Consider the following 21,910-nt stretch of genomic DNA (forward strand, 5'->3'; position numbering starts at 1 on the left):
GTATGGGCCTTTCCCTGTGGGGGTATGAGGTGCGCCAGGGGACAGTCCTCTATCTGGCCCTGGAGGACGATCACCGCCGCTTACAGGAGCGGTTGTACCGGATGTTTGGAGTAGAGAGTACCGGAAACCTGTTCTTTGCCATCGGAGCTAAGCAGCTCGGCGGTGGCCTGGAGGAGCAGCTAAAGGGCTTTGTCCGGGAACACACGGACACCCGGCTTATTATCATCGACACCCTGCAAAAAATCCGGGAGGCCGGGGCAGAGAAGTACAGCTATGCCAACGACTATGAGGTAATCACCAAACTGAAACGGTTTGCCGATATAAGCGGGGTTTGCCTCCTGGTTGTACATCACACCCGCAAGCAGCAGGCCGATGATAAGTTTGATATGATCTCCGGCACCAACGGCTTATTGGGTGCGGCAGACGGGGCCTTTCTGCTCCAAAAGGAGCGGCGGGCAGACAACGCCGCCACCCTGGACATTTCTGGGCGGGATCAGCAAGACCAGCGCCTCTACCTCAAGCGGGACGAGGAACGGCTTGTGTGGGAGCTGGAGCGGCGGGAAACGGAGCTGCGGCAGGAGCCGCCTGACCCGGTGTTGGAGGCTGTTGCCGCCCTGGTAACGGCGGAACGGCCAGAGTGGAGAGGGACGGCCACGGAACTTGTCGCCGCCCTGGGGCTGGATATGAAACCCAATGCCCTGGCTATGCGGCTGAATGTCCGGGCGTGGCGGCTGTCCTATGAGTACCATATCCGCTATGAAAGCGCCCGAACCCATGCCGGGCGGAGTATCAAGCTCACGTTGGAGGAACCCCAGGCGTGACGACCGTGACAGCTGTGACAGCTTTTCGGAGTGCGGAGGCGGTGTGTAAAACATCGTCACGGTCGTCACGGCTGTCACGGGGAGCGGGGGCGAAAGTCAAGGGGGGCATACCTGCGGGTGGAGATTGCCGCAAGTCAATACAACCCGTACCCCTTGACTTTCGGCCCACGGAAAACACTTGCCGGGCGGTGGAAAGGCCCCTGGCCTTTCCACCCTGCCCAACGGCGAGTGACAAAGTTTAGGCGGGGTGCAGGGTGCCCTTTTCAAAGGGCGGCCCTGCTGGGGGAGGCAACCGCAGTTGCCGGGGGCAAAGCCCCCACACCACCCCGTAGGGCGCAAATGCGCTTTTGATGGCCGTCAGGCTGTCAAAAGTGCTTTTGCGTTACTTTCGCAGAAAGTAACAAAGGCTCGCCGCTTGCGCGGCGGAAAAGGGAGGAGGGATTGATTTGAAAAGGACAATCAGCGCCATGGTGGGCCAAGGATCGGTGAACCATAACAGTAGAAAATTCCACGCCAAGAACACTGACCCGGAACGCTCCCACTTGAATATAACCTACTGCCAGGAGAATATCAAGGCGGTGTACCATGAACTCTTTGACGAGGCTCTGGAACGGTACAACGCTAAACAAACCAGGGCCGACAGAAGGATAGAGGATTACTATGAGAAGATCCGCTCCGGCAAGCAGGAAAAGCCGTTCCATGAAATCATCCTGCAAGTGGGCAATCGAGATGATATGAGCGCCGACAGCGAGGAGGGACAGCTTGCGGCAGCGGTTTTGGACGAGTACATGAAGGGCTTTCAAGAGCGCAACCCCCAACTCCGGGTGTTCTCTGCCCACCTCCACATGGACGAGGCTACGCCCCATCTGCACATTGACTTTGTACCATTCACCACCGGGAGCAAGCGAGGGCTGGACACGAGGGTATCTTTGAAACAGGCGTTAGCGGCCCAGGGTTTCCAGGGCGGCACCAGAGGGGACACAGAGTGGAGCCAGTGGGTGCGCTCGGAAAAGGAGCAGCTTTCCCTGGTCATGGAGCGCCACGGGATTGAGTGGGAGGACAAAGGCACCCACGACAAGCACTTGTCTGTGCTGGACTACAAGAAAGAGCAGCGGGCAAAGGAGATCGCCGTTCTGGAGACGGTCAAGGCGGAGAAAGAAAACCAGGTGGAGAGCCAGGAACGGCGGCTCAAAGAACTTGCCCCGGCGGTGAAAAATATGGAGCGGTTGGCAGCGGATTTCTCCGCCAATCCGGAGGAGATTTTGCCGGAGCCGGGAACGCTGGAAACAGGCCGGGCCTACCGAGAGAAAAAGGCAAAGCCCCTGCTGGCCCAAATCGTCAAGGTGCTGCGCTCCCTGTATCTGGCCTATGTGGAGCTGCGGGGGAAATTTGAGCGTCTGCAAGGGGACTATGGCCGGGTGAGGGAGAGCAACATCCGCCTGTCTGATCGATTGCAGGAGGTCAAGTTGGAAAACAAGGCCATGCGGCAAGTCTCCGCTGACTATGAGCGGGTCAAAAGGGCCTTTGGCCCAGAACAAGTGGACAGAATATTAGAGGCAGCTTACCAGCAGGAACATGCCGAAAAGGAACGGAAACGGGCCGCAAAGTCAAAAATTCGGATAGACGCACGATAATCACCAAAACCGGAGGGTATTCCAGTGAATACCCTCCGATTTTATTTGTGGAATCGGTAAAATGATTTCTTGTTTTTTAGAGCGTACTATGATATACTGCTATTATCCTGATTTGAGGAGTCTATCAAATATGCGGCAAGGTATTCTTAAATAAAATTTGATAATGGGCGCAAAAATGATTGCCCCTTGCAGGGGCTTGGTTTTTGTACCCAATTTTAAGAATACTTTTGCCTTTTTAGTAAATATCGTGACGGACCGCGGCTTATGTAAGTCGTGTATGTTTCTGTGTGTCCGAAGTCATGATCCCCAGCGGTAAAAGTATTAGCCGCTGGGGATTTTTGCGCCCATTCGGGCCTTGTATGGAGGATAGACATGAACATTATCAATATCGGGATTCTTGCCCATGTAGACGCTGGAAAGACGACCTTGACGGAGAGTCTGCTATATGCCAGTGGAGCCATTTCAGAACCAGGGAGCGTCGAAAAAGGGACAACGAGGACGGACACCTTGTTTTTGGAGCGGCAGCGTGGGATTACCATTCAAGCGGCAGTCACTTCCTTCCAGTGGCACAGATGTAAAGTTAACATTGTGGATACGCCCGGCCACATGGATTTTTTGGCGGAGGTGTACCGCTCTTTGGCTGTTTTAGATGGGGCCATCTTGGTGATCTCCGCGAAAGATGGCGTGCAGGCCCAGACCCGTATTCTGTTCCATGCCCTGCGGAAAATGAACATTCCCACCGTTATCTTTATCAACAAGATCGACCAGGCTGGCGTTGATTTGCAGAGCGTGGTTCAGTCTGTTCGGGATAAGCTCTCCGCCGATATTATCATCAAGCAGACGGTGTCGCTGTCCCCGGAAATAGTCCTGGAGGAAAATACCGACATAGAAGCATGGGATGCGGTCATCGAAAATAACGATGCATTATTGGAAAAGTATATCGCAGGAGAACCAATCAGCCAGGAAAAACTTGCGCGGGAGGAACAGCGGCGGGTTCAAGAAGCCTCCCTGTTTCCGGTCTATCATGGCAGCGCCAAAAAGGGCCTTGGCATTCAACCGTTGATGGATGCGGTGACAGGACTGTTCCAACCGATTGGGGAACAGGGGAGCGCCACCCTATGCGGCAGCGTTTTCAAGGTTGAGTACACCGATTGCGGCCAGCGGCGTGTCTATCTGCGGCTATACAGCGGAACGCTGCGCCTGCGGGATACGGTGGCCCTGGCCGGGAGAGAAAAGCTGAAAATCACAGAGATGCGTATTCCATCCAAAGGGGAAATTGTTCGGACAGACACCGCTTATCCGGGCGAAATTGTTATCCTTCCCAGCGACAGCGTGAGGTTAAACGATGTATTAGGGGATCAAACCCGGCTCCCTCGTAAAAGGTGGCGCGAGGCCCCCCTCCCCATGCTGCGGACGACGATTGCGCCGAAAACGGCAGCGCAAAGAGAACGGCTGCTGGACGCTCTTACGCAACTTGCGGATACTGACCCGCTTTTGCGCTGCGAAGTGGATTCCATCACCCATGAGATCATTCTTTCTTTTTTGGGCCGGGTGCAGTTGGAGGTCGTTTCCGCTTTGCTGTCGGAAAAATACAAGATTGAAACAGTGGTAAAGGAACCCACCGTCATTTATATGGAGCGGCCGCTCAAAGCAGCCAGCCACACCATCCATATCGAGGTGCCGCCCAACCCGTTTTGGGCATCTATCGGACTGTCTGTTACACCACTCCCGCTTGGCTCCGGCGTACAATACGAGAGCCGGGTTTCGCTGGGATACTTGAACCAGAGTTTTCAAAACGCTGTCAGGGATGGTATCCGTTACGGGCTGGAGCAGGGCTTGTTCGGCTGGAACGTAACGGACTGTAAGATTTGCTTTGAATACGGGCTTTATTACAGTCCAGTCAGCACGCCGGCGGACTTCCGCTCATTGGCCCCGATTGTATTGGAACAGGCATTGAAGGAATCGGGGACGCAGCTGCTGGAACCTTATCTCTCCTTCACCCTCTATGCGCCCCAGGAATACCTTTCCAGGGCTTATCATGATGCACCGAAATACTGTGCCACCATCGAAACGGCCCAGGTAAAAAAGGATGAAGTTGTCTTTACTGGCGAGATTCCCGCCCGCTGTATACAGGCATACCGTACTGATCTGGCCTTTTACACCAACGGGCAGAGCGTATGCCTTACAGAGCTAAAAGGGTATCAGGCCGCTGTCGGCCAGCCGGTCATCCAGCCCCGCCGTCCAAACAACCGCCTGGACAAGGTGCGCCATATGTTTCAGAAGGTAATGTAAAGATACATAATCGTCAAGACGGCAACAATCAGAAGTTATGGAGGGTAACAATGGAATATCGTAAGGAAGATTTAATGGAAGCAAAAAAGCAAATTTTGGGAGTGGGAGAGAACATGGGAACAGAGGAAAGTAAAAAAATCTGGGAGGAGAACGCACAATTTTGGGATAATGCAATGGGTGACGAATCTAATGAATTTCACAGAGAGGTAGTGCGTCCCAAAGTAACGGAACTTCTATCTCCTAATCCTGCGGATTATATTTTGGATATTGCGTGTGGCAATGGAAATTATTCTTCGTATCTTGCACAAAGAGGCGCTTCGGTTGTCGCTTTTGATTACAGCAAAAAAATGATAGAATTGGCTAAAAGACGGCAATCACAATATGCAAAACAAATTGAATTTTGTGTGGCGGATGCGACCAATAGAAAAAGTATATTAGAATTAAAAAGAAATCGAGCCTTTACGAAAGCAGTTTCTAATATGGCAATTATGGATATTACGGATATTGAACCACTTCTTATGGCTGTTTATGAACTGTTGCAGGAAAGCGGAATTTTTGTCTTTGCAACGCAACACCCTTGTTTTGTCACGTTGACTGAAAAATATATGACACCGCACAGTTACTATGATATAGCGATTGAAGGGCAACCGAAAGAGCAGATTTATTATCATCGTTCCATACAAGATATTTTTAACCTTTGTTTTAGAGCTGGATTTGTCATTGATGGATTTTATGAAGAATGTTTCAAAACCAACAAAGAAATTCCTATGGTAATGATAGTAAGGCTTAAGAAGGTAAAACGTGATACCTTACAATAAATTCAAGTTTGTCGGGTAAATAGCAAAGCCAGCCGAGCCAGCGGGCGGTCAAGATGAACGGGCTTCGCCCACCGTTGACAGCCCCGCCCGGTTTCGCAGTTAGGCAGTCAAGGAGCGACAGCAAGGAGTGCTGCCGCCCCGCACTATTATTCAGAGAGGGGGAATTTCCATGACAGACCAGAAAGCCTATCAAGAATATATCCAGCGCAGGTACAACGCCTCTTGCAAGGCTGTTATCCGCTGTGCCTGACAGCGTCCGTCCGTGCCGGAATTATGTAGAGCTCCACATAATTCTGTTGTATTTCCCAGCCTTTTGTGATACTATTTTGATACTAATAAACTTTACAGCCGAAAATAGCAGGTGGAATATTAACATATTTGCGAAAGTTTTTCCTGCGAAATCACCTCAAATACACCCTACTATATCTGAATTTGCCGAGTGGGAATGATTTCAGAAGCCCGGAAAAGCCTGATTTTGCTGAGTTTTTGAGGGGTTAGGACCCTCCGTGGCAACATTTTTTGTGATTTATCAAAAGAGAGCTAACTGACTTTGATTCGTCAGTTAGCTCTCTTTGCGCATATGGGACAAGTGATTTATAGTATATCCTTTCTGAAATGTTAGAATAGGAGCTTAGGATGGATGGGTTCTGCTTCGCTTGATCCGTTCCTGTTCGGCGATGAACGCTTTCACGACCTCGGCAGAATGGACATCGTTTCCACCAAGGATCCAGCTTACGTCCGGAGAGGAAAGCTCTTCAGCGGAACCGGTAAACTCATGTCCGTGGGCCGCAACATAATCGAGAGCTCCCTGGTTTTTTACCCCGTGGGATTTCAGATACTCTGCTTTGTCTTCTGCGCCTGCAATACCGGACCAGACCTGTGCGCGTTCTTTTGCCTGTAACTTGTCAAGCAGGTCGGAGACAGCGAAATTGCCAGGGGAAGGAAGATTGGATTTGCCGCGTTGATCGCCGGCGGCCAGAAGGTCTCCCAAATAGGTGGTGGGAGATTTTGGATTGCCCCGCAGGTGCTCCATCACCGTTGCATCCCACTGGCTTACATCATCCAGGTATCGACCGCTATCGGGGTTATTTTGCTGATCGTTCCGAATGGCTGCTTGTGCTTCCGCAATCCGCTGGCACAGTGAGTCGATGGCCCAATCCTCCAATACGTCGGCCATCATTAACCGTACATCGCTTTCCCGTAAAGCCAGGATACGGTCAGCCAATTTCCGATCCATATGGGGGATTTGAATGTTTCCTGCGGAATCCACCAGCTTATAGCCGAAGTCACCCAGGCGATTCGTGCCTACCTGACCTCGCAGAGAGTGAAAGCCAAAAGCGAAGTCATTGTCAATGCCTTGTACCTTGCCCAGCTTGCCGTCGTCTCTGACGTCAGCAAAGTAGTTTTTATAATGTCGGTCACATTGGCCGATAATGCTGTCCAGGACCTGAAGGGAGGTGAGGGACTCCATGAATTCCGGCGTAATTGCTGATTCCATGAGATCTTTCTGAGCCTGGGGAGAAATAAAAGTTGTGATACTATTCGCATTGGAGGTATCGGCGTTGGCAATGGCCTCATCCCGCAAACGCTCAGTGAAAAAGGCGGCAACCTCCTTTCCGCGGGCCTTTTGCATTAGATTGCCCTGTTGGACCCCCTTGCCCTCGGCATCGTGGAGTTCCGCTCGTTCCGATTGTGCCACCAGATCGCCAATCCCAAGAAGACCCGCCATTCGGCTGGTAGCCACATTGCGGTCGGTAACACGCACAGTTTTATCGGCATCGGCATATCGCTTTTTCTCAGAGGCAAGTTTCGGTAAGAACAACTCCAAAGCATCGCTAGAATAATATTCCATAAGATCAAGCATGGAGCTTGACGAAAGATTTTCGTACATATCCTCTGGAAGCACCAACGGAAGTCCTTGGGAAAGTTGACCATTGAGTTCTCTTAAACGAGCTGAGGGTAAACTCTCAGGCAGGGCCGCAGCGACGTGAGTATGGAGAATGCGATGGAAGTGATCGACGTTCTGTGTGTCTGTTGAGGCAAAACGTCTCATTTCACACGAAAAATTCATGGCTAGCCGGGTCCCTTTGGCTGTGGAACGCTCATCCTGATACATATTAGGGACCGACCCGGTTTCCTTAGCCAGAGAGATTGCCGCAGCGGCGATCCCCTGGTATTCCGGTTTCCGCTTTGCCAAAGTTTCCGCATGTTGAACATAGCGTTCCGTATCAGAGAGCTTGGGATCAAAGGTATCCTGCTGCTTGAAAAAGCCGGAGGCCTTTTCGTCCGTGAGAGATCCAGGCTCCAACACCCCGAGGTAGCTTACCGCGCCGCCCACGTGGTGGAGTTGGGACTCCCTGCCTGCCTTCAAAGTAAGGACCCGGGTGCGGGCCATGCCCAAGGCTTCCACCATGGTTTTCGGCCGCTGCTCCGGGGGGAGAGAGGACATCCGGTCAGAAAAGTCACGCAGATGTGCGAAATCCTGCTCCGCTTGCGTTTTGATTTGGCTGACGATATGCTGCCGGGCCTTGCCACTGGAGGTGCGGGCATTTCGTCCTGTATAGACGTTACAGGCCTCCAACAGATGAGAGTAAGCAGAAACTAACTGGGTAAAGACGCCCTGATCCTCCTGGAAGTCACCAGACAACGGCTGATTCATAAGGCTTACTACCTGGTCTATGCAGTGGTCAACCGCATTGAACCGGGCGGAATTTGCGCCAACGCCTCCTTTTCCTGACTGCAGAAGCTGCTCCCGCAGAGAGAGAAATGTGCCGAATGTTTCCTTTCCCTTCTTAGCAGGGGGGTGGGCGTCTTTCTCTTCCGCCGGAGCTTGTTCCTGAGGAGTGGGCGCCGTCGTGGGATGTTGGACCGGTTCATTCAAATCCAGATTCAGTCCACCTGGGGCGTGACGTACCCCTTGGGGGAATCGCGGTGGATCAAACTGTCGGCCCGGCGGTTCATTGCCTAGTCCAACTCCTGGCTTACCTCGCTGCCAAAGGGCTGGACCGCTTGGCTTGGAGGGGTGGAGGCGCTGAGCAATTCGGCCATACCGCTGTTCCCCGCCTGGGAGGCCATAGCAACCATCCTGTCCGAGTGAGGCGCTTCTTTTTCCGCCTTTGCAGAATCCTTTTTACGGGAAGCAAAAGGGCTTTTTAATTTACTCCAACCAAGTGGTATGTGCGCTCCGCACCCATGTCAAATTCCCAGGTCAGAACCCAACAAAGCAGATGAAACACGTCCCGCAATGTGATATAATATGGTCCGTTCAGCAGGGCAGATTTGGCGGCCCCCATATACCCCCGATCCTGCCATGCACAACTCTTTCTGTAAAAAGGATGAAACCGTATGATTCAATATGACGCTGAGCGCCGCACCCTTACGCTGCACACCCGCAGCACCAGCTATCAGATGAAGATCGATGCCACCGGCGTGCTGCTTCATACCTATTATGGCGAAAAACTGCGAAACGGGGACCTCTCCCGGCTGATCTGCCCCGAGGACCGGGGCTTCTCCCCCAACCCGGACGAGGTGGGCCTGGACCGCACCTGGTCTCTGGATACCCAGCCCCAGGAGTATTCCTCCAGCGGCGTGGGCGATTTCCGCCAGCCTGCTCTGGAGGCCGATCTGGCCGACGGCAGCCATATCGTGGACCTGCGCTATATCCGCCACACCGTTGCAGACGGCAAGTATGCCCTGGAGGGGCTGCCAGCCTTCTATGACGAGGGCGTGACCGCACAGACCCTGACGGTGGAACTCCGGGACAAATGCAGCGGTCTGACGGTGGAGCTGCTGTACGGCGTTCTGGAGGAGTACGACATGATCACCCGGGCGGTCCGGGTACGCAATGACGGGGCTGCCCCCATCGCGCTGACCCGGGTGGCCTCCGCCTGCCTGGACTTCTTCACCGGGGATTGGGATTTCATTACCCTGGGCGGCGCCTATGCCCGGGAGCGGGAGCCGGTGCGGACTGCCCTGACCCAAGGTGTCCACACAGTGGGCAGCATTCGTGGTGCCTCCAGCCACCAGCAGAACCCCTTCCTGGTGCTGTGCGACCGGGATGCCACCGAGGATACCGGGCGCTGCTGGGCCATGGCCCTGGTGTACTCCGGCAATTTCCAGGCCACGGTGGAGCACACCCAGTTCCATGAGACCCGGATGACCATGGGAATCAACCCCTTCCACTTCTGCTGGCGGCTGGCGCCTGGCGAGACCTTTACTGCGCCGGAGGCCGCCATGGTGTTCTCCCGGCAGGGCCTGGGTCATATGAGCCGGATGTTCCACCGGGCCATCCGCCTCAATCTGTGCCGGGGCCCCTGGAAGGACGCCCGCCGTCCCATCCTCATCAACAACTGGGAAGCCACCCTTTTCGATTTTGACGCGGACAAGATCTATTCCATCGCCCAGGCCGCCAGCAAGGTGGGCGTGGAGATGATGGTCATGGACGACGGCTGGTTCGGCCAGCGCAACGACGACTTCGGCGGGCTGGGTGACTGGAACGTCAACCAGCAGAAGCTGCCCGGGGGACTGGCCCCTCTGGCAGAGCGCATCAAGGGCCTTGGCATGAAGTTTGGCATCTGGGTGGAGCCGGAGATGGTCAACGAGAACTCCGACCTCTATCGGGCCCACCCAGACTGGGCCTTCCAGGCTCCCGGCCGTCCCGTCACCCGGGGGCGGTACCAGCTGGTACTGGATATCACCCGGGCTGAGGTGCGGCAGTATATCCTGGACAATCTGCGGGCCATGCTCAAAAGCGCCGACATCTCCTATGTGAAGTGGGACATGAACCGCAGCCTCACCGACGTGTGGAGCGCCGGCCTGCCCGCTGAGCGCCAGGGGGAGGTGTACCACCGCTTTGTGCTGGGTGTCTATGAGATCCTGGAGGCCCTCCATCAGGAGTTTCCCCAGCTGCTTATTGAAGGATGCTCCGGCGGCGGCGGCCGCTTCGACTGCGGCATGCTCTACTATACGCCCCAGATCTGGTGCTCCGACAACACCGACGCCATGGACCGGCTGCGCATTCAGTACGGTACCTCCTACTGCTACCCCTGCTGCACCATGGGCGCCCATGTGTCCGCCGTGCCCAACGGCCTGACCCATCGTTCCACCCCCTTCCATACCAGGGGCGTGGTGGCTGCCGCCGGTACTTTCGGCTATGAGCTGGACCTGAACGAGCTGTCTCAGGAGGAACTGGAGGAGGTGGCCCACCAGATCGCCGCTTTCCGGTCCTACTGGGATGTGGTGATGCGGGGGGACTATTACCGCCTGACGGACCCCTTCCGGCATGAGTGCTTCTGCGCCTGGATGCACGTGTCCCCCGACCGGGAGCGGGCGGTGGTCAGTGTGGTCCAGACCCAGCGCCACGCCAATCCGGTGCGGCCCCTGCTGCGGATGAAGGGGCTGGACCCGGACAAGGACTATCTGGTGGAGGGCAAGGTGTACGGAGGCGACGAGCTGATGTACGCCGGGCTGGCCCTCCCCTTCCTGGACGAGTGCCAGGCCGTACAATATCAGGTCAAACAGGTGTAAAAAAAGCGGATCTGCTGCAAAATGCAGCAGATCCGCTTTTTATATTTGTTACTCCAGCACCCAGGCGGCAGCCTGCCAGGGCTGAAATTCCAGCGCCTTGGGGGCGGCGGGGGCCTCTGCCCAGTTGGCGATGAGCAGACGGCTCTTCCGGCCCGCCAGCTCTTCCGGCAGGGCAAAGGCCGCCGGCTGGCCGGACAGATTGCACACGGTGAGCAGGGTCCTGCCCTCCAGGGTGCGCAGATAGGCAAACAGCTGGGGGTGATCCGGCAGGATCAGCTTGTAGCTGCCGTATACGATGAGCTCACTGTCCGGGGAATTGCGGCGCAGGGCGATGAGCTTCTGATAGTAGCGGAACACGGAGTTGGCCCGGCCCAGCTGCTCCCTGGCGTTGATCTCCCGGTAGTTGGGATTGACCATGATCCAGGGATTACCGGCGGTAAATCCGGCGTTGGGGGAGTCGTCCCACTGGAAGGGGGTGCGGGCGTTGTCCCGGCTCTTGTAGGCGATGGCCTCCAGCAGCTCCTCCGGCTGGAAGACGCCGCGGGCGGTGAGGTCATGGTAGGCGTTGATGGACTCCAGGTCCCGGTAGTTCTCGATGGGACCAAAGGGTACGTTGGTCATGCCCAGCTCCTCCCCCTGATAGACGTAGGGGGTGCCCTGCATCAGGTGGAGGCAGGTGGCGATGCACTTGGCGGAAAGTTCCCGATACCGGGGAGAGTCGTCCCCCAGCCGGGAGACGATGCGGGGCTGGTCATGGTTGCAGAAGTAGAGGCTGTTCCAGGCCACGTCCTCCAGCTCGTTCTGCCACCGGGACAGCAGCTTCTTGAGGGCCGCCAGGTCGATTTTCCGGGTGCTCCACTTGCCGGTGACCGCGTCGCCGCCGTCCAAGTCCACATGCTCGAACTGGAACACCATGTTCAGCTCAGTGCCCTGGGCGTTGGCGTACTGCTTGGCCTGGTCGATGGTCACACCGGCGCACTCACCCACGGTGAGCAGATCATATTTGGAGAGCACCTTCTGACGCATCTCCTGCAGATACTCATGGACGTGGGGGCCGTTGCAGCAGCCCAGATTGCAGGAGGCGTAGGGGGCGCCGCCGGTGGGCATGTCGGGCAGGCCGTCCCGCTTGGAGATCATGGAGATGACGTCCATGCGGAAGCCGTCGATGCCCTTGTCGCACCACCAGGTCATCATATCAAAGACGGCGGTGCGTACTTCCGGATTGTCCCAGTTCAGGTCGGGCTGCTTGGGGGAGAAGCAGTGGAGGTAGTACATACCGGTGGCGTCGTCGTAGGTCCAGGCAGAGCCGGAGAAGGCGGAACCCCAGTTGTTGGGCTCTCTGCCGTCCTTGCCCTCCCGCCAGATGTAGAAGTCCCGCTTGGGGTTGTCCTTGGACTGGCGGCTCTCCACAAACCAGGCGTGCTCGTCGGAGGTGTGGTTGACCACCAGATCCATGACGATTTTGATGCCCCGGGCGTGGGCCTGGGCCAGCAGCGTGTCGAAGTCGGCCATGGTGCCGAACTCCTCCATAATGGCCTGATAGTCGCTGATGTCATAGCCGTTGTCGTCGTTGGGGGAGCGGTAGACAGGGGAGAGCCAGATCACATTGGCGCCCAGCTCCTTGATGTAGTCCAGCTTGCTGGTGATGCCGGGCAGATCCCCAATGCCGTCGCCATTGGAATCGCAGAAGCTGCGAGGATAGATCTGGTAGATGACACTTTCTTTCCACCATGCTTTGTTCATGACCATATCACTCCTCCGTGTGCAGGAACCAGGCAAAGCCGTAGGGATAGAGCTTTACCTGACTGAGATCATCAAAGGTCCCGCCGTAGATCAGCTCCTCGAAGGGACCCTGATCGGCGTTGGAGACGGTGACAAATTCCTGACTGAAGTTAAACAGGGCGATGAGCTTGCGGCCCTGGTACCACCGGCCGATGCCCAGCACCCGGCTGTCCCCGGTGTCAAAGGTCCACATATCTGCCCGGGCGTCGAAGGCGGGCTCCGCCGCCCGCAGCTCCTCCAGCCGCCGCAGGCCGATGAACTGCTTGCCCTGGCGGGTGGTGGGATCGTGGCGCAGTTTGGCCATATCCCACTGGAAGTCGCCCCGGTGGATATAGCGGCTGTCGTCCCGCTTCTCCCCGTCGTGGTGGTAGGAGTAATCGTTGAGCTGCCCCACCTCGTCCCCGCTGTACAGCACGGGGATGCCGCTCTGGGTGAGCATCCAGGCGTGGAGCATCAGATCGCAGGACACCGACCGCTCCAGCTTGAGGGGGTCCCGCTCATAGTCGGCGGCCTCCACCCCGCACAGGGAAGCGGTGGTGCCGCACAGCCGGGCGTCTCCCAGCCGGGGGTCGTCGTTGTACAGCTCACCCCGGCTGTCGCTGCCGGGTAGCTTGCCGGTGAAGAAATCGTTGAGATACTTCTTGTGGGCAACCTCATCGGTGCCGAAGTGGGCCTTCAGCCAGGGGTAGTCCAGGCCCCAGCCGATGTCGTCGTGGCAGCGCAGGTAGTTGAGGAAGAGAAAGTCCCGGGGCAGGGCGCACACCGCATCCACCTGATGACGCAGCAGGGATACGTCGGCGGTGGCCAGGGTGTGCCAGGTAGTGGCCATGGTGGTCACGTTGTAGAGCATATGGCATTCCGGCTTGTCGGTGCTGCCGAAGTAGGGGGCCACCTTGGCGGGCTCCATCACCACCTCGCCCAGCAGCAGCACGCTGGGGCAGACGATCTCGCACACCATGCGCATCATCCGCACCAGGGTGTGGACCTGGGGCAGGTTGCGGCAGTCGGCGCCCAGCTCCTTCCAGATGTAGGGCACCGCGTCCAGCCGGATCACGTCGATGCCCCGGTTGGCCAGGTAGAGCAGGTTCTCGGCCATGTCATTGAACACCATGGGGTTAGCGTAGTTCAGGTCCCACTGGTAGGGATAGAAGTTGGTCATGACCACCTGCTTGCAGTCGTCCAGCCAGGTGAAGCTGCCGGGGGCGGTGGTGGGAAAGACCTGGGGCACGGTTTTCTCAAACTCCCGGGGGATATCCCAGCTGTCATAGAAGAAATAGCGATCCCGGTAGCCCGGCTCGCCCGCCCGGGCCTTTTTGGCCCACTCGTGGTCCTCGCTGGTGTGGTTCATCACGAAGTCCAGGCACAGGCTGATGCCGTCCTTCCGGCAGGAATCCGCCAGATGCTCCAGGTCGGCCATGTTGCCCAGCTCGGGCTGCACCTTGCGGAAGTTGGAGACGGCGTAGCCGCCGTCACTGCGTCCCTTGGGGCTCTCCAGCAGGGGCATGAGATGGAGGTAGTTCACGCCGCACTCCTTCAGGTAGGGCAGCTTTGCCGCCACCCCGTTGAGGGTGCCGGCAAAGGCGTTGGTGTAGAGCATCATGCCCAGCAGCTCCCGGCGGCGGTACCAGTTGGGGTCAGCCTCCCGCCGGACGTCCTGCACCCGCAGGTCGGACTTACGCTCTTCCCAGCTCCGGCGGAGCATCTGGGTAAAATAATCGAAGGCGCCCAGATCGCCGTGGTACAGCTCGCAGTAGAGCCACTTCAATTCGTCGTAATGCCGGGCCAGACGGCGCTCAAAGACGGAGCTATCCTCCCCGATGCCCACCTGAGCGGGAGTCAGGGGGTCTGCCGCCTTGGCTTTCCTTTTGCTTTTGGCCGCCTTGGGAGCCGGTGCTTCTGCGGCCTGCTGTACCAGCAGGTCGGTCTGTCCGGCGGCGGTCGCGGCAGCTTCCTTGGTCTGCTTACGCTTCATGGGCGTTGCCTCCTTCCTCCAGCTCTGCCAGGGTGGGCATGGCGGGGATGGCTCCGCTGCGGGAGCAGGTTTTGGAGGCCGCCCGGTTGGCAAAGGCAAGGATGGCTTCCAGCTCCGGGGCGGTCAGGCCCTCCAGGGGCTTCTGGCCCCGTGCTACCAGACGGCTGAGCACCGCGCCCAGGAAGGTGTCCCCGGCGCCGTTGGTGTCAGCCACGGTGGTGGCTACGCCGGGCACCAGACCGGTCCGGCCCTGCCAGCGGTAGAAGGAACCCTTGTCGCCCAGAGTTACAAGGATGAGGCGGATGCCCTGGGCCTCCAGCAGCCGGGTGCCCTCCTCCGGATCATTGGTGCCGGTGATGAGGGGCAGCTCCTCGTCGGACAGCTTGAGCACATCCACAAGGGGCAGCGGCTTCTTCATCCACTCCACCGCCTCTTCCTGGCTGTTCCACAGGGCGTCCCGGTAGTTGGGGTCGTAGCTTACCAGCACACCCTTCTCCCGGGCGCTCTGGGCGGCGAAGAGGGTGGCCTCCCGGGCGTCACCGGCGGTCAGGCTCACCGAGCCGAAGTGGAGGACCTTGCTCCCGGCGATCAGCCCGGTGTCCACCTCCTCCAGCTTCAGGTTGCAGTCTGCCCCCCGCACAAAGCGGAAGGAGCGCTCACCGGTGTCAGACACCGCCACCACGGCCATGGTGGTGGCGGCCTCGTCGGTCCGCAGGCCGGACACATTTACCCGGTTTTCCTCCAGCACCCGGGTCAGGTAGGCCCCAAAGCCATCCTGACCCACCTTGCCGATAAACGCGGTATTGGCCCCCAGCCGGGCAGCGGCCACCGCCACATTGGCGGGGGCGCCGCCGGGGTTAGCGGCGAACAGAGGTACCTTTTGCTCATTGACCCCGGTCTGGGTCAGGTCGATCAATACTTCGCCAATGGCGGTAATATCCATCATGGATGATCCTTCCCTTTCTCCTTGAAATCCAAAATCCGCCGGAGGACCTCAGCTGTCCTCTTTCAGGGTAAACAGAGCCTCCACCGGACCTTCCAGCCGGTCTTTCAGTCCGTAGACCACATGGCTGACCACATAGCGCCCACCGTCCACAAACACCTCTATGAGGTGGTCGTCCACAAAGATATCCAGCCGGCAGCTTTCCCCGTCCAGCACGGGGGTTTGGGCGGCGGTTCGATAGTTGGGCAGATGGGGAAACACCTGGCTGCGGTCGGTGACGACCCGGCCTCCCTCCAGCGCAATGCGGTAGCCGCACACGTCCAGCGCCTCTCCGTCCCGGAGGGTGGCCTTCAGCCGGAAGGGCCGCTGCCGGATTGCCTGCGCCCAGTTGTCCGCCATAGGGCGGAACAGCTTCTCCACATTGGAGTGGGGGGCAAAGCAGACCTTGCCCTGCCGCAGCTCCATCACCCGGGGCAGGCTCATCATGCCGTTCCAGGGGCCCCGGCCGTCGCCCGGGTCTTCTGCCGCCTGGGGCATACGCATCCAGCCGATCAGCACGCGACGGCCCTCGCTGTCCAGCGTAGTTTGGGGGGCATAGAGGTCCAGGCCGTAGTCCACAAATTCCATGGCCCCCTTGAGGGAGAGAGTGCAGGTCTGATGGTCAAAGTCGGCCAGCCCCCACATGGCATGGTTGGCATACTCGATCTCCGGCGGGGTGACGCCCATGGGGGAGCCCAGCAGCACGTGTTCCTCGCCCAGCTGGAACAGGTCGGGGCACTCCAGCATGGTGCGGAATTCCGGGGAGGTATACTGGTTCACATACTCCCAGTGCAGCGCGTCCCGGCTGTGGTAAAAGAGGGCCTTGCCCTGCTCCTTGCGGAAGGTGCTGCCCAAGATCATGTAATAGAGTCCGTCCTGCTTCCATACCTTGGGATCTCGGGTGTCCTTGGCATCGCCCAGGGACTCGTCGGCCAGCACCGGGATGATCTGGCGCTTGGCTCCCATGTTATCAAAAGTGCGGCCGTCCTCCGAGATCACCATGGCCTGGCTGGTCACAAAGGCGTCGTCGGGCGGGATGTGGATGTCCTCCTCGTCCTGCCGGAGGTAGCGCACGGCGGAGTAGTACAGACACAGCTTTCCGTCCAGCTCCAGGGCGGTGCCCGAAAAGACGCCGTTTTGGTCGTAGCCCTTGGTGGGGTAGAGAGCCACCCCCAGGTGCTCCCAGTGGACCAGGTCGCGGCTCACCGCGTGGCCCCAGTGCATGGTGCCCCACCGGGGGGCATAGGGGAAGTATTGGTAAAAGAGGTGGTACTCACCTCGGTAATAGATAAAGCCGTTGGGATCGTTGATCCAGTTTCCCGGCGCTTTCATGTGCAGGGTGTCTTTCCACATGGGTGTGCCTTGTCTCCTTTCCCTATTGCCCCCAGGGCAATGCTGAAAGCAGTATAACCGAAATTCTACCACAAGGGCAAGATGCCCTTGTGGTAGAATTGGACAGGTTTGTTATTTGACTGCGCCGGAAACCACGCCGCCGATGATCTGCTTCTGGAGAATCACATAGAGGATGAGGATGGGGATGACACACAGCAGCAGGCCGGCCATGATGGTGCCGTAGTCGGCGGAATAAGTACCGTAGAAGCTGTAGGTGGACAGGGGCAGGGTGAGCAGCTCCTTGTCGGTCAGCACCAGGGAGGGCAGCAGGTAGTCGTTCCAGAAGGCCAGAGAATTGAGGATCACCATGGTGGCGATGATGGGTTTGAGCAGGGGAAAGACGATCTTAAAGAAGGTCTGACGGTGGGTGCAGCCGTCGATGTAGGCCGCCTCCTCCAGGGCGATGGGGATGTTGCCCTTGATGAAGCCGTGGAACATGAACACCGACATGGCCATGGAGAAGCCGGTGTGCATAAAGATCAGGGTAATGCGGTGGTTGAGCACGTTCAGAGTGCCGCCGTAGATGCTCACCAGGGGGATCATGATGGCCTGGAAGGGGATGATCATGGAGGCCACCATCAGAGCAAAGGCGATCTTGGAAATGATATTGTTGCGGCGGACGATGTAGTAGGCCAGCATAGAGGACAGCAGGGTGACCAGCACGGTGGCCGACACCGTCACGATGAGGGAGTTCTTAAAGGCGTTGAGGAAGTCCATCTGAGTAAAGGCCTTCACAAAGTTATCGAAGGACAGGCCCTTGATGGTAAACAGCCAGGAGAAGGGGTCGGTGATGATGTCCCGCTTTTCCTTCAGGGAGTTGATGACCACCATGATGAAGGGGAACATATAGGCGATGAAGATGATGATCATACCGGTCATGGCCAGCGCATTGGCCAGCTTGCGCTTGTTGCCACCGATGGTCGTCGTGTTATTCATTATGCATCCACCTCACGTTTCTTGGTCAGGTACACCTGAATGCCGCTGATAATGGCCACGATCACAAAGAGGATCAGAGCCTCGGCCTGGCCCACGCCGAACTGACGGGAGGTAAAGGCCTTCTCATAGACGTGCATGGCGGCCATCTCGGTGGTGCCGTAGGGGGCGCCGGCGGTCAGGGACAGGTTCACATCGTACACCATGAAGGCGCGGGACAGGGTCAGGAACAGGCAGATGGTGATGGAGGACATCATCAGAGGCAGGATGATGTGGCGCAGCTTGGTCCAGCCGGTGGCACCGTCAATGCTGGCGGCCTCCATCACGTCCTTGTTCAGGCCCATGAAGCCGGCCACATAGATGAGGATCATGTAACCGGACAACTGCCACACGGAGACGATTACCAGGGCAACAAAGGCCAGGGTGGGGTCAGACAGCCAGGAAGCCCCGAAGAGCTCCCAGCCGGTGGCCTCGCCGATGCCCACAAACACACGGGAGAACACAAACTGCCAGATATAGCCCAGTACCAGGCCGCCGATCAGGTTGGGGGTGAAGAAGCCGGCCCGGAAGAAGTTCTGACCCTTAAAGCCACGGGTCAGCAGGTAGGCGATGCCGAAGGCCAGAATATTGACCACCACTACCACGACCACCACATATTTGAAGGTCAGCAGCAGGGAGGACCAGAACTGGCTGTCCTTAAGTACGCTGAGGAAGTTGGCGCCGCCGATGAAGTTTTTCACGTTGGAGACGCCGTTCCAGTCAGTCAGGGTCAGATAAATACCATAGATAAAGGGGACGATCACCACTGCCGCAAAACAGAACAGGCCGGGCAGGGCAAATCCGCAGAAATCTTTTCCTCCGCTTTTTCTTTTCATCCTAGCTCCTCCTTACTGCTGCTCATCCCAATAGGCCACGATGGAATCGATCAGCTCCGCCCGGTCGCTTCTGCCGGCCAGATACTTCTGCATGGCGGCGCCCAGAACGGCCCAGTGGTCGTTGGGCACGATGGCGGAAGCATTGAAGGCGGTGCCCTCATGCACCCGGCTGTAAATGTCGCGGCTCAGAGGATCGGAAGGCTCATAGGGGTTGTTCTGGAAGGGAGGGATGATCTTGCAGGTCTTGACCAGCATCTGCTGGCCGATCTCGCTGAACACGATCCAGTTCAAAAACTCCTTGGCGGCGGCCTGCTCCTTCTCCGTGGCCACAATGCCGTCCAGCATGATCTGCTTGGAGGGAGAGGCCTGGATCTGCTGGTTCACAAAGTCATCAGGGTCGTTGTTCATAAAGTAGGGCAGGAAGCCGTACTCGTCGTCCTCCTCGGCGTCGGCCTCGGCCAGGTTGGGCCAGGCCCAGTTGCCGTTGAACCAGAAGGCGGTCTTGCCGTCGGCCAGGTCGATGGCCATCTCGTCATAGTCGGCGCCAAGGGGGTCCCGGTAAGCCACGTTGTACTCCTTCAGGATATCAAACATATCCAGGAACTGGGACATACGGTCGTAGGTGGTCAGATCCAGCTGACCGTCCTTGATCAGGTTGATGCACTCAGCGGCGCCGTCGGAGGTGCCGTCGTAGGTCTCATAGATGTACTGAAGATGATGGGCGCCCAGGGACCAGTCCTCCATGGCCAGGGAGACGGGATGCTCCATGCCGGCCGCCACCAGCCGGTCCAGCAGAGCCACAAAGTCGTCCTGAGTCCGGATAGAAGTGGGATCAAAGGTCTCGCCCAGGGTTTCCTCGATCACTTCCTTGTGGTAGATGATGCCGCGGCCCTCGATACACAGGGGGAAGCTGTACACCTTACCGTTGATCTGGGTGGTATAGCCCTCTGCTTCCTGGATCCAGGGCTGGTCGGACAGGTCGGCGGCCTTTTCCTCCGCCAGGGCGATGACGTCGGTGGTGTCCAGAATGGACAGCGTGGGGGGATTGCCGGAGTTGTACAGGCTGACTACCTTGGTGTAGGGGGAATCGCCGTCGGTGACGGGCATGACCTCCACATGTACGCCGGATTTCTCCTCAAAGGCCGCTCCCATCTCCACCAGGGCGGTCTGGATCTCCGCCTTGGAGTTGAGCAGGGTGATGCTGGTGCCGCTGAGGGATGGGTCGTACTCGAAGGTGTCTACCGACATGTCGATGGGTTCTACCGCTTCCACCGCATTGGGGTCGTCCGGATCGCTGGCAAAGCCGAATCTGCATCCGGACAGCAGTCCGGTCATCAGAGCGGCCGAAAGACCCAACGCGAGGAATCTGGTGGGTGCGTATTTCTTCATTGTCTCTCCTCCTGTTTCCTCTTTTCGTTGTTTTGCGGGCATAAAACATATAAAAACCGGTTATGTAACCGGTAATGGAACCGGTTATTCTTGCACAATATTACTCCTCACGGTAAGCTTCCGTCAATGGTTTTCACCCGATGGAAATATTTTTGTAAAATCCGCCTCATTTCCAGGGCTTGAAATTATGCACAATCACACCCGGCCCCGCCGGGCGGGAGGGATTGCATCCATTTCTTCTGTTTGTTATAATAAAATTCGATCAAATCTGAGAAGAAATCGCGCATCTATCTTGAGGGTTTTGACAGCCGCTTGTTCACTCGGGACCATAGCGGCCGGAGATGCCGTCTCGGCAGATGGAAGGGCTTGATATGGAAGAGAAAAAACGAGTGACATTTGATGACATTGCCAGATACACCAATTTTTCAAAGACGACCATATCCCGATATTTTAACGATCCGGATTCCCTGACGGAGAAAAGCCAGCAGATCATTTCAGAGGCACTGGAGAAGCTGGATTATCATGAGAACCGGGTGGCCCGTATCCTGGCCATGGGGAAAACGGAATTCATCGGGGTCATCGTTCCGGAATTTTACCACCGCTTTTATTCCGAGGTTCTGAACCAGATCCTGGCCACCTACGAGACCTTTGGCTATAAGTTTCTGGTGTTTATCGGCAACAACAATAAGGAGAGTGAACGCCGGTACATCAAAGAACTGCTCTCCTATCAGATTGAGGGTATGATCGTACTGAGCCATACTCTCTCCTCCCAGGAACTGGCCCAGTTCCAGATTCCGGTGGTGGCCATCGAGCGGGAGGATCAGTTCGTATGCAGTGTGAATACCGACAATGAGGCCGGAGGACGGCAGGCGGCTGCTCTGCTGGAGGAGCAGCAGTGTGATATTCTGATCCACATCAATTCCCCCACCGATCCCCGCATTCCTGCTTACGGGCGCATCCGGGGCTTTGAGGATTACTGCCAGGCCAACGGTCTGGCCCATGAGGTGATCCTGCGGGAGCTGGACCGGTCCTATGAGGAGGACCAGGCCATTCTGAAGGATGTCCTGAAGGAGTGGGACAAAAAGTATGCCCATCAGAAGATCGGCGTGTTTCTGGCCAACGATACCACGGCCAATACGCTTCTGAATCTCATTATCCGGCGGTACGGCTATCTGCCCAAGGAATACTGCATTATCGGCTTTGACAACTCACCCACGTCCAGAGAGGCCATCATCCCCCTGAGCACGGTGGGACAGCAGGTGGACCAGCTGGCCCATGAGGCGGTCCAGCTGCTGGTGGATCAGATCAAGGCCCGCAAGCAGGGAAAAATGCCGGGCCAGTCGGTTCCGGTACATAAAATTGTCCCTCCTGTCCTGTTCCGGCGGGCCACCGCCGGAGGCGTGGATGTAATCTGAGAGATAAGAACAGAAGGACCGCCCTGTATGGCAGGGCGGTCCTTCTTGTTTTTTAAAATTTTTCCTGTATCCTGTTGAC

At 57.3% G+C, this 21,910-nt stretch carries 14 protein-coding genes and 1 pseudogene; 7 read left to right on the plus strand and 8 right to left on the minus strand.

Translation table 11 applies throughout. From position 1 onward, the window contains the following. From B5G34_RS12505 to B5G34_RS19215, 5 genes and pseudogenes are all read left to right on the plus strand, one after another. On the plus strand, nt 1-821 hold an 821-nt coding region (locus tag B5G34_RS12505), incomplete at its 5' end, for an AAA family ATPase (protein WP_087337982.1). A gap of 446 nt (nt 822-1,267) precedes the next feature. Then, nucleotides 1,268-2,455: a plasmid recombination protein gene (locus B5G34_RS12510; RefSeq protein WP_228275371.1), complete on the plus strand. Its 1,188-nt coding sequence runs from the start codon at nt 1,268-1,270 to the stop codon at nt 2,453-2,455. A 372-nt stretch (nt 2,456-2,827) separates the two neighbouring features. Beyond that, nucleotides 2,828-4,747, plus strand: a complete 1,920-nt coding sequence (gene tet(W) / locus B5G34_RS12515; protein WP_031474227.1) for a tetracycline resistance ribosomal protection protein Tet(W) — start codon at nt 2,828-2,830, stop codon at nt 4,745-4,747. A 50-nt stretch (nt 4,748-4,797) separates the two neighbouring features. Then, nucleotides 4,798-5,565, plus strand: a complete 768-nt coding sequence (locus B5G34_RS12520) for a class I SAM-dependent methyltransferase (RefSeq protein ID WP_004010385.1) — start codon at nt 4,798-4,800, stop codon at nt 5,563-5,565. A gap of 169 nt (nt 5,566-5,734) precedes the next feature. Further along, nucleotides 5,735-5,812 (plus strand): annotated as a pseudogene (locus B5G34_RS19215) (sigma-70 family RNA polymerase sigma factor); the annotation flags it as partial. Nucleotides 5,813-6,196: 384 nt separating this feature from the next. Here the strand turns inward: B5G34_RS19215 and B5G34_RS12530 are convergent. Then, nucleotides 6,197-8,446 (minus strand): hypothetical protein, encoded by a 2,250-nt coding sequence (locus B5G34_RS12530; RefSeq protein ID WP_140397252.1) that lies wholly within the window; start codon nt 8,444-8,446, stop codon nt 6,197-6,199. A gap of 464 nt (nt 8,447-8,910) precedes the next feature. Here B5G34_RS12530 and B5G34_RS12535 point away from each other — a divergent pair, with 464 nt between their 5' ends. Further along, nucleotides 8,911-11,091, plus strand: coding sequence for an alpha-galactosidase (locus B5G34_RS12535; RefSeq protein WP_087337986.1), 2,181 nt, complete (start codon nt 8,911-8,913; stop codon nt 11,089-11,091). 48 nt (nt 11,092-11,139) lie between these two features. Here the strand turns inward: B5G34_RS12535 and B5G34_RS12540 are convergent, their stop codons facing one another. The 7 genes from B5G34_RS12540 to B5G34_RS12570 form a co-directional block, all read right to left on the minus strand. Further along, nucleotides 11,140-12,834, minus strand: coding sequence for an alpha-glucosidase (locus B5G34_RS12540; RefSeq protein WP_087338197.1), 1,695 nt, complete (start codon nt 12,832-12,834; stop codon nt 11,140-11,142). A gap of 7 nt (nt 12,835-12,841) precedes the next feature. Continuing rightward, nucleotides 12,842-14,845: an alpha-amylase family protein gene (locus tag B5G34_RS12545; RefSeq protein WP_204245952.1), complete on the minus strand. Its 2,004-nt coding sequence runs from the start codon at nt 14,843-14,845 to the stop codon at nt 12,842-12,844. After that, complete coding sequence (locus B5G34_RS12550; protein WP_242957033.1) at nt 14,835-15,791, minus strand: carbohydrate kinase; 957 nt, start codon at nt 15,789-15,791, stop codon at nt 14,835-14,837. Before B5G34_RS12550 ends, B5G34_RS12545 begins: the two co-directional genes overlap by 11 nt. Before the next feature lie 48 nt (nt 15,792-15,839). Continuing rightward, the gene (locus tag B5G34_RS12555) at nt 15,840-17,180 is read right to left on the minus strand and encodes a glycoside hydrolase family 32 protein (RefSeq protein WP_087337993.1); all 1,341 of its coding nucleotides are present in this window, start codon (nt 17,178-17,180) and stop codon (nt 15,840-15,842) included. 111 nt (nt 17,181-17,291) lie between these two features. Further along, nucleotides 17,292-18,155 (minus strand): carbohydrate ABC transporter permease, encoded by an 864-nt coding sequence (locus B5G34_RS12560; RefSeq protein ID WP_087337996.1) that lies wholly within the window; start codon nt 18,153-18,155, stop codon nt 17,292-17,294. Then, nucleotides 18,155-19,027 (minus strand): sugar ABC transporter permease, encoded by an 873-nt coding sequence (locus B5G34_RS12565; protein WP_087337999.1) that lies wholly within the window; start codon nt 19,025-19,027, stop codon nt 18,155-18,157. The genes B5G34_RS12560 and B5G34_RS12565 overlap by 1 nt, the downstream gene beginning before the upstream one ends. Nucleotides 19,028-19,039: 12 nt before the next feature. Next, nucleotides 19,040-20,416: an ABC transporter substrate-binding protein gene (locus B5G34_RS12570; protein WP_087338002.1), complete on the minus strand. Its 1,377-nt coding sequence runs from the start codon at nt 20,414-20,416 to the stop codon at nt 19,040-19,042. Nucleotides 20,417-20,787: 371 nt separating this feature from the next. Between B5G34_RS12570 and B5G34_RS12575 the strand changes: the two genes are divergently transcribed. Beyond that, nucleotides 20,788-21,831: a LacI family DNA-binding transcriptional regulator gene (locus B5G34_RS12575; protein ID WP_087338005.1), complete on the plus strand. Its 1,044-nt coding sequence runs from the start codon at nt 20,788-20,790 to the stop codon at nt 21,829-21,831. The last annotated feature ends 79 nt before the right edge of the window (nt 21,832-21,910 follow it).

Source organism: Flavonifractor sp. An82, from assembly GCF_002159265.1.
GTDB lineage: Bacteria > Bacillota > Clostridia > Oscillospirales > Oscillospiraceae > Flavonifractor.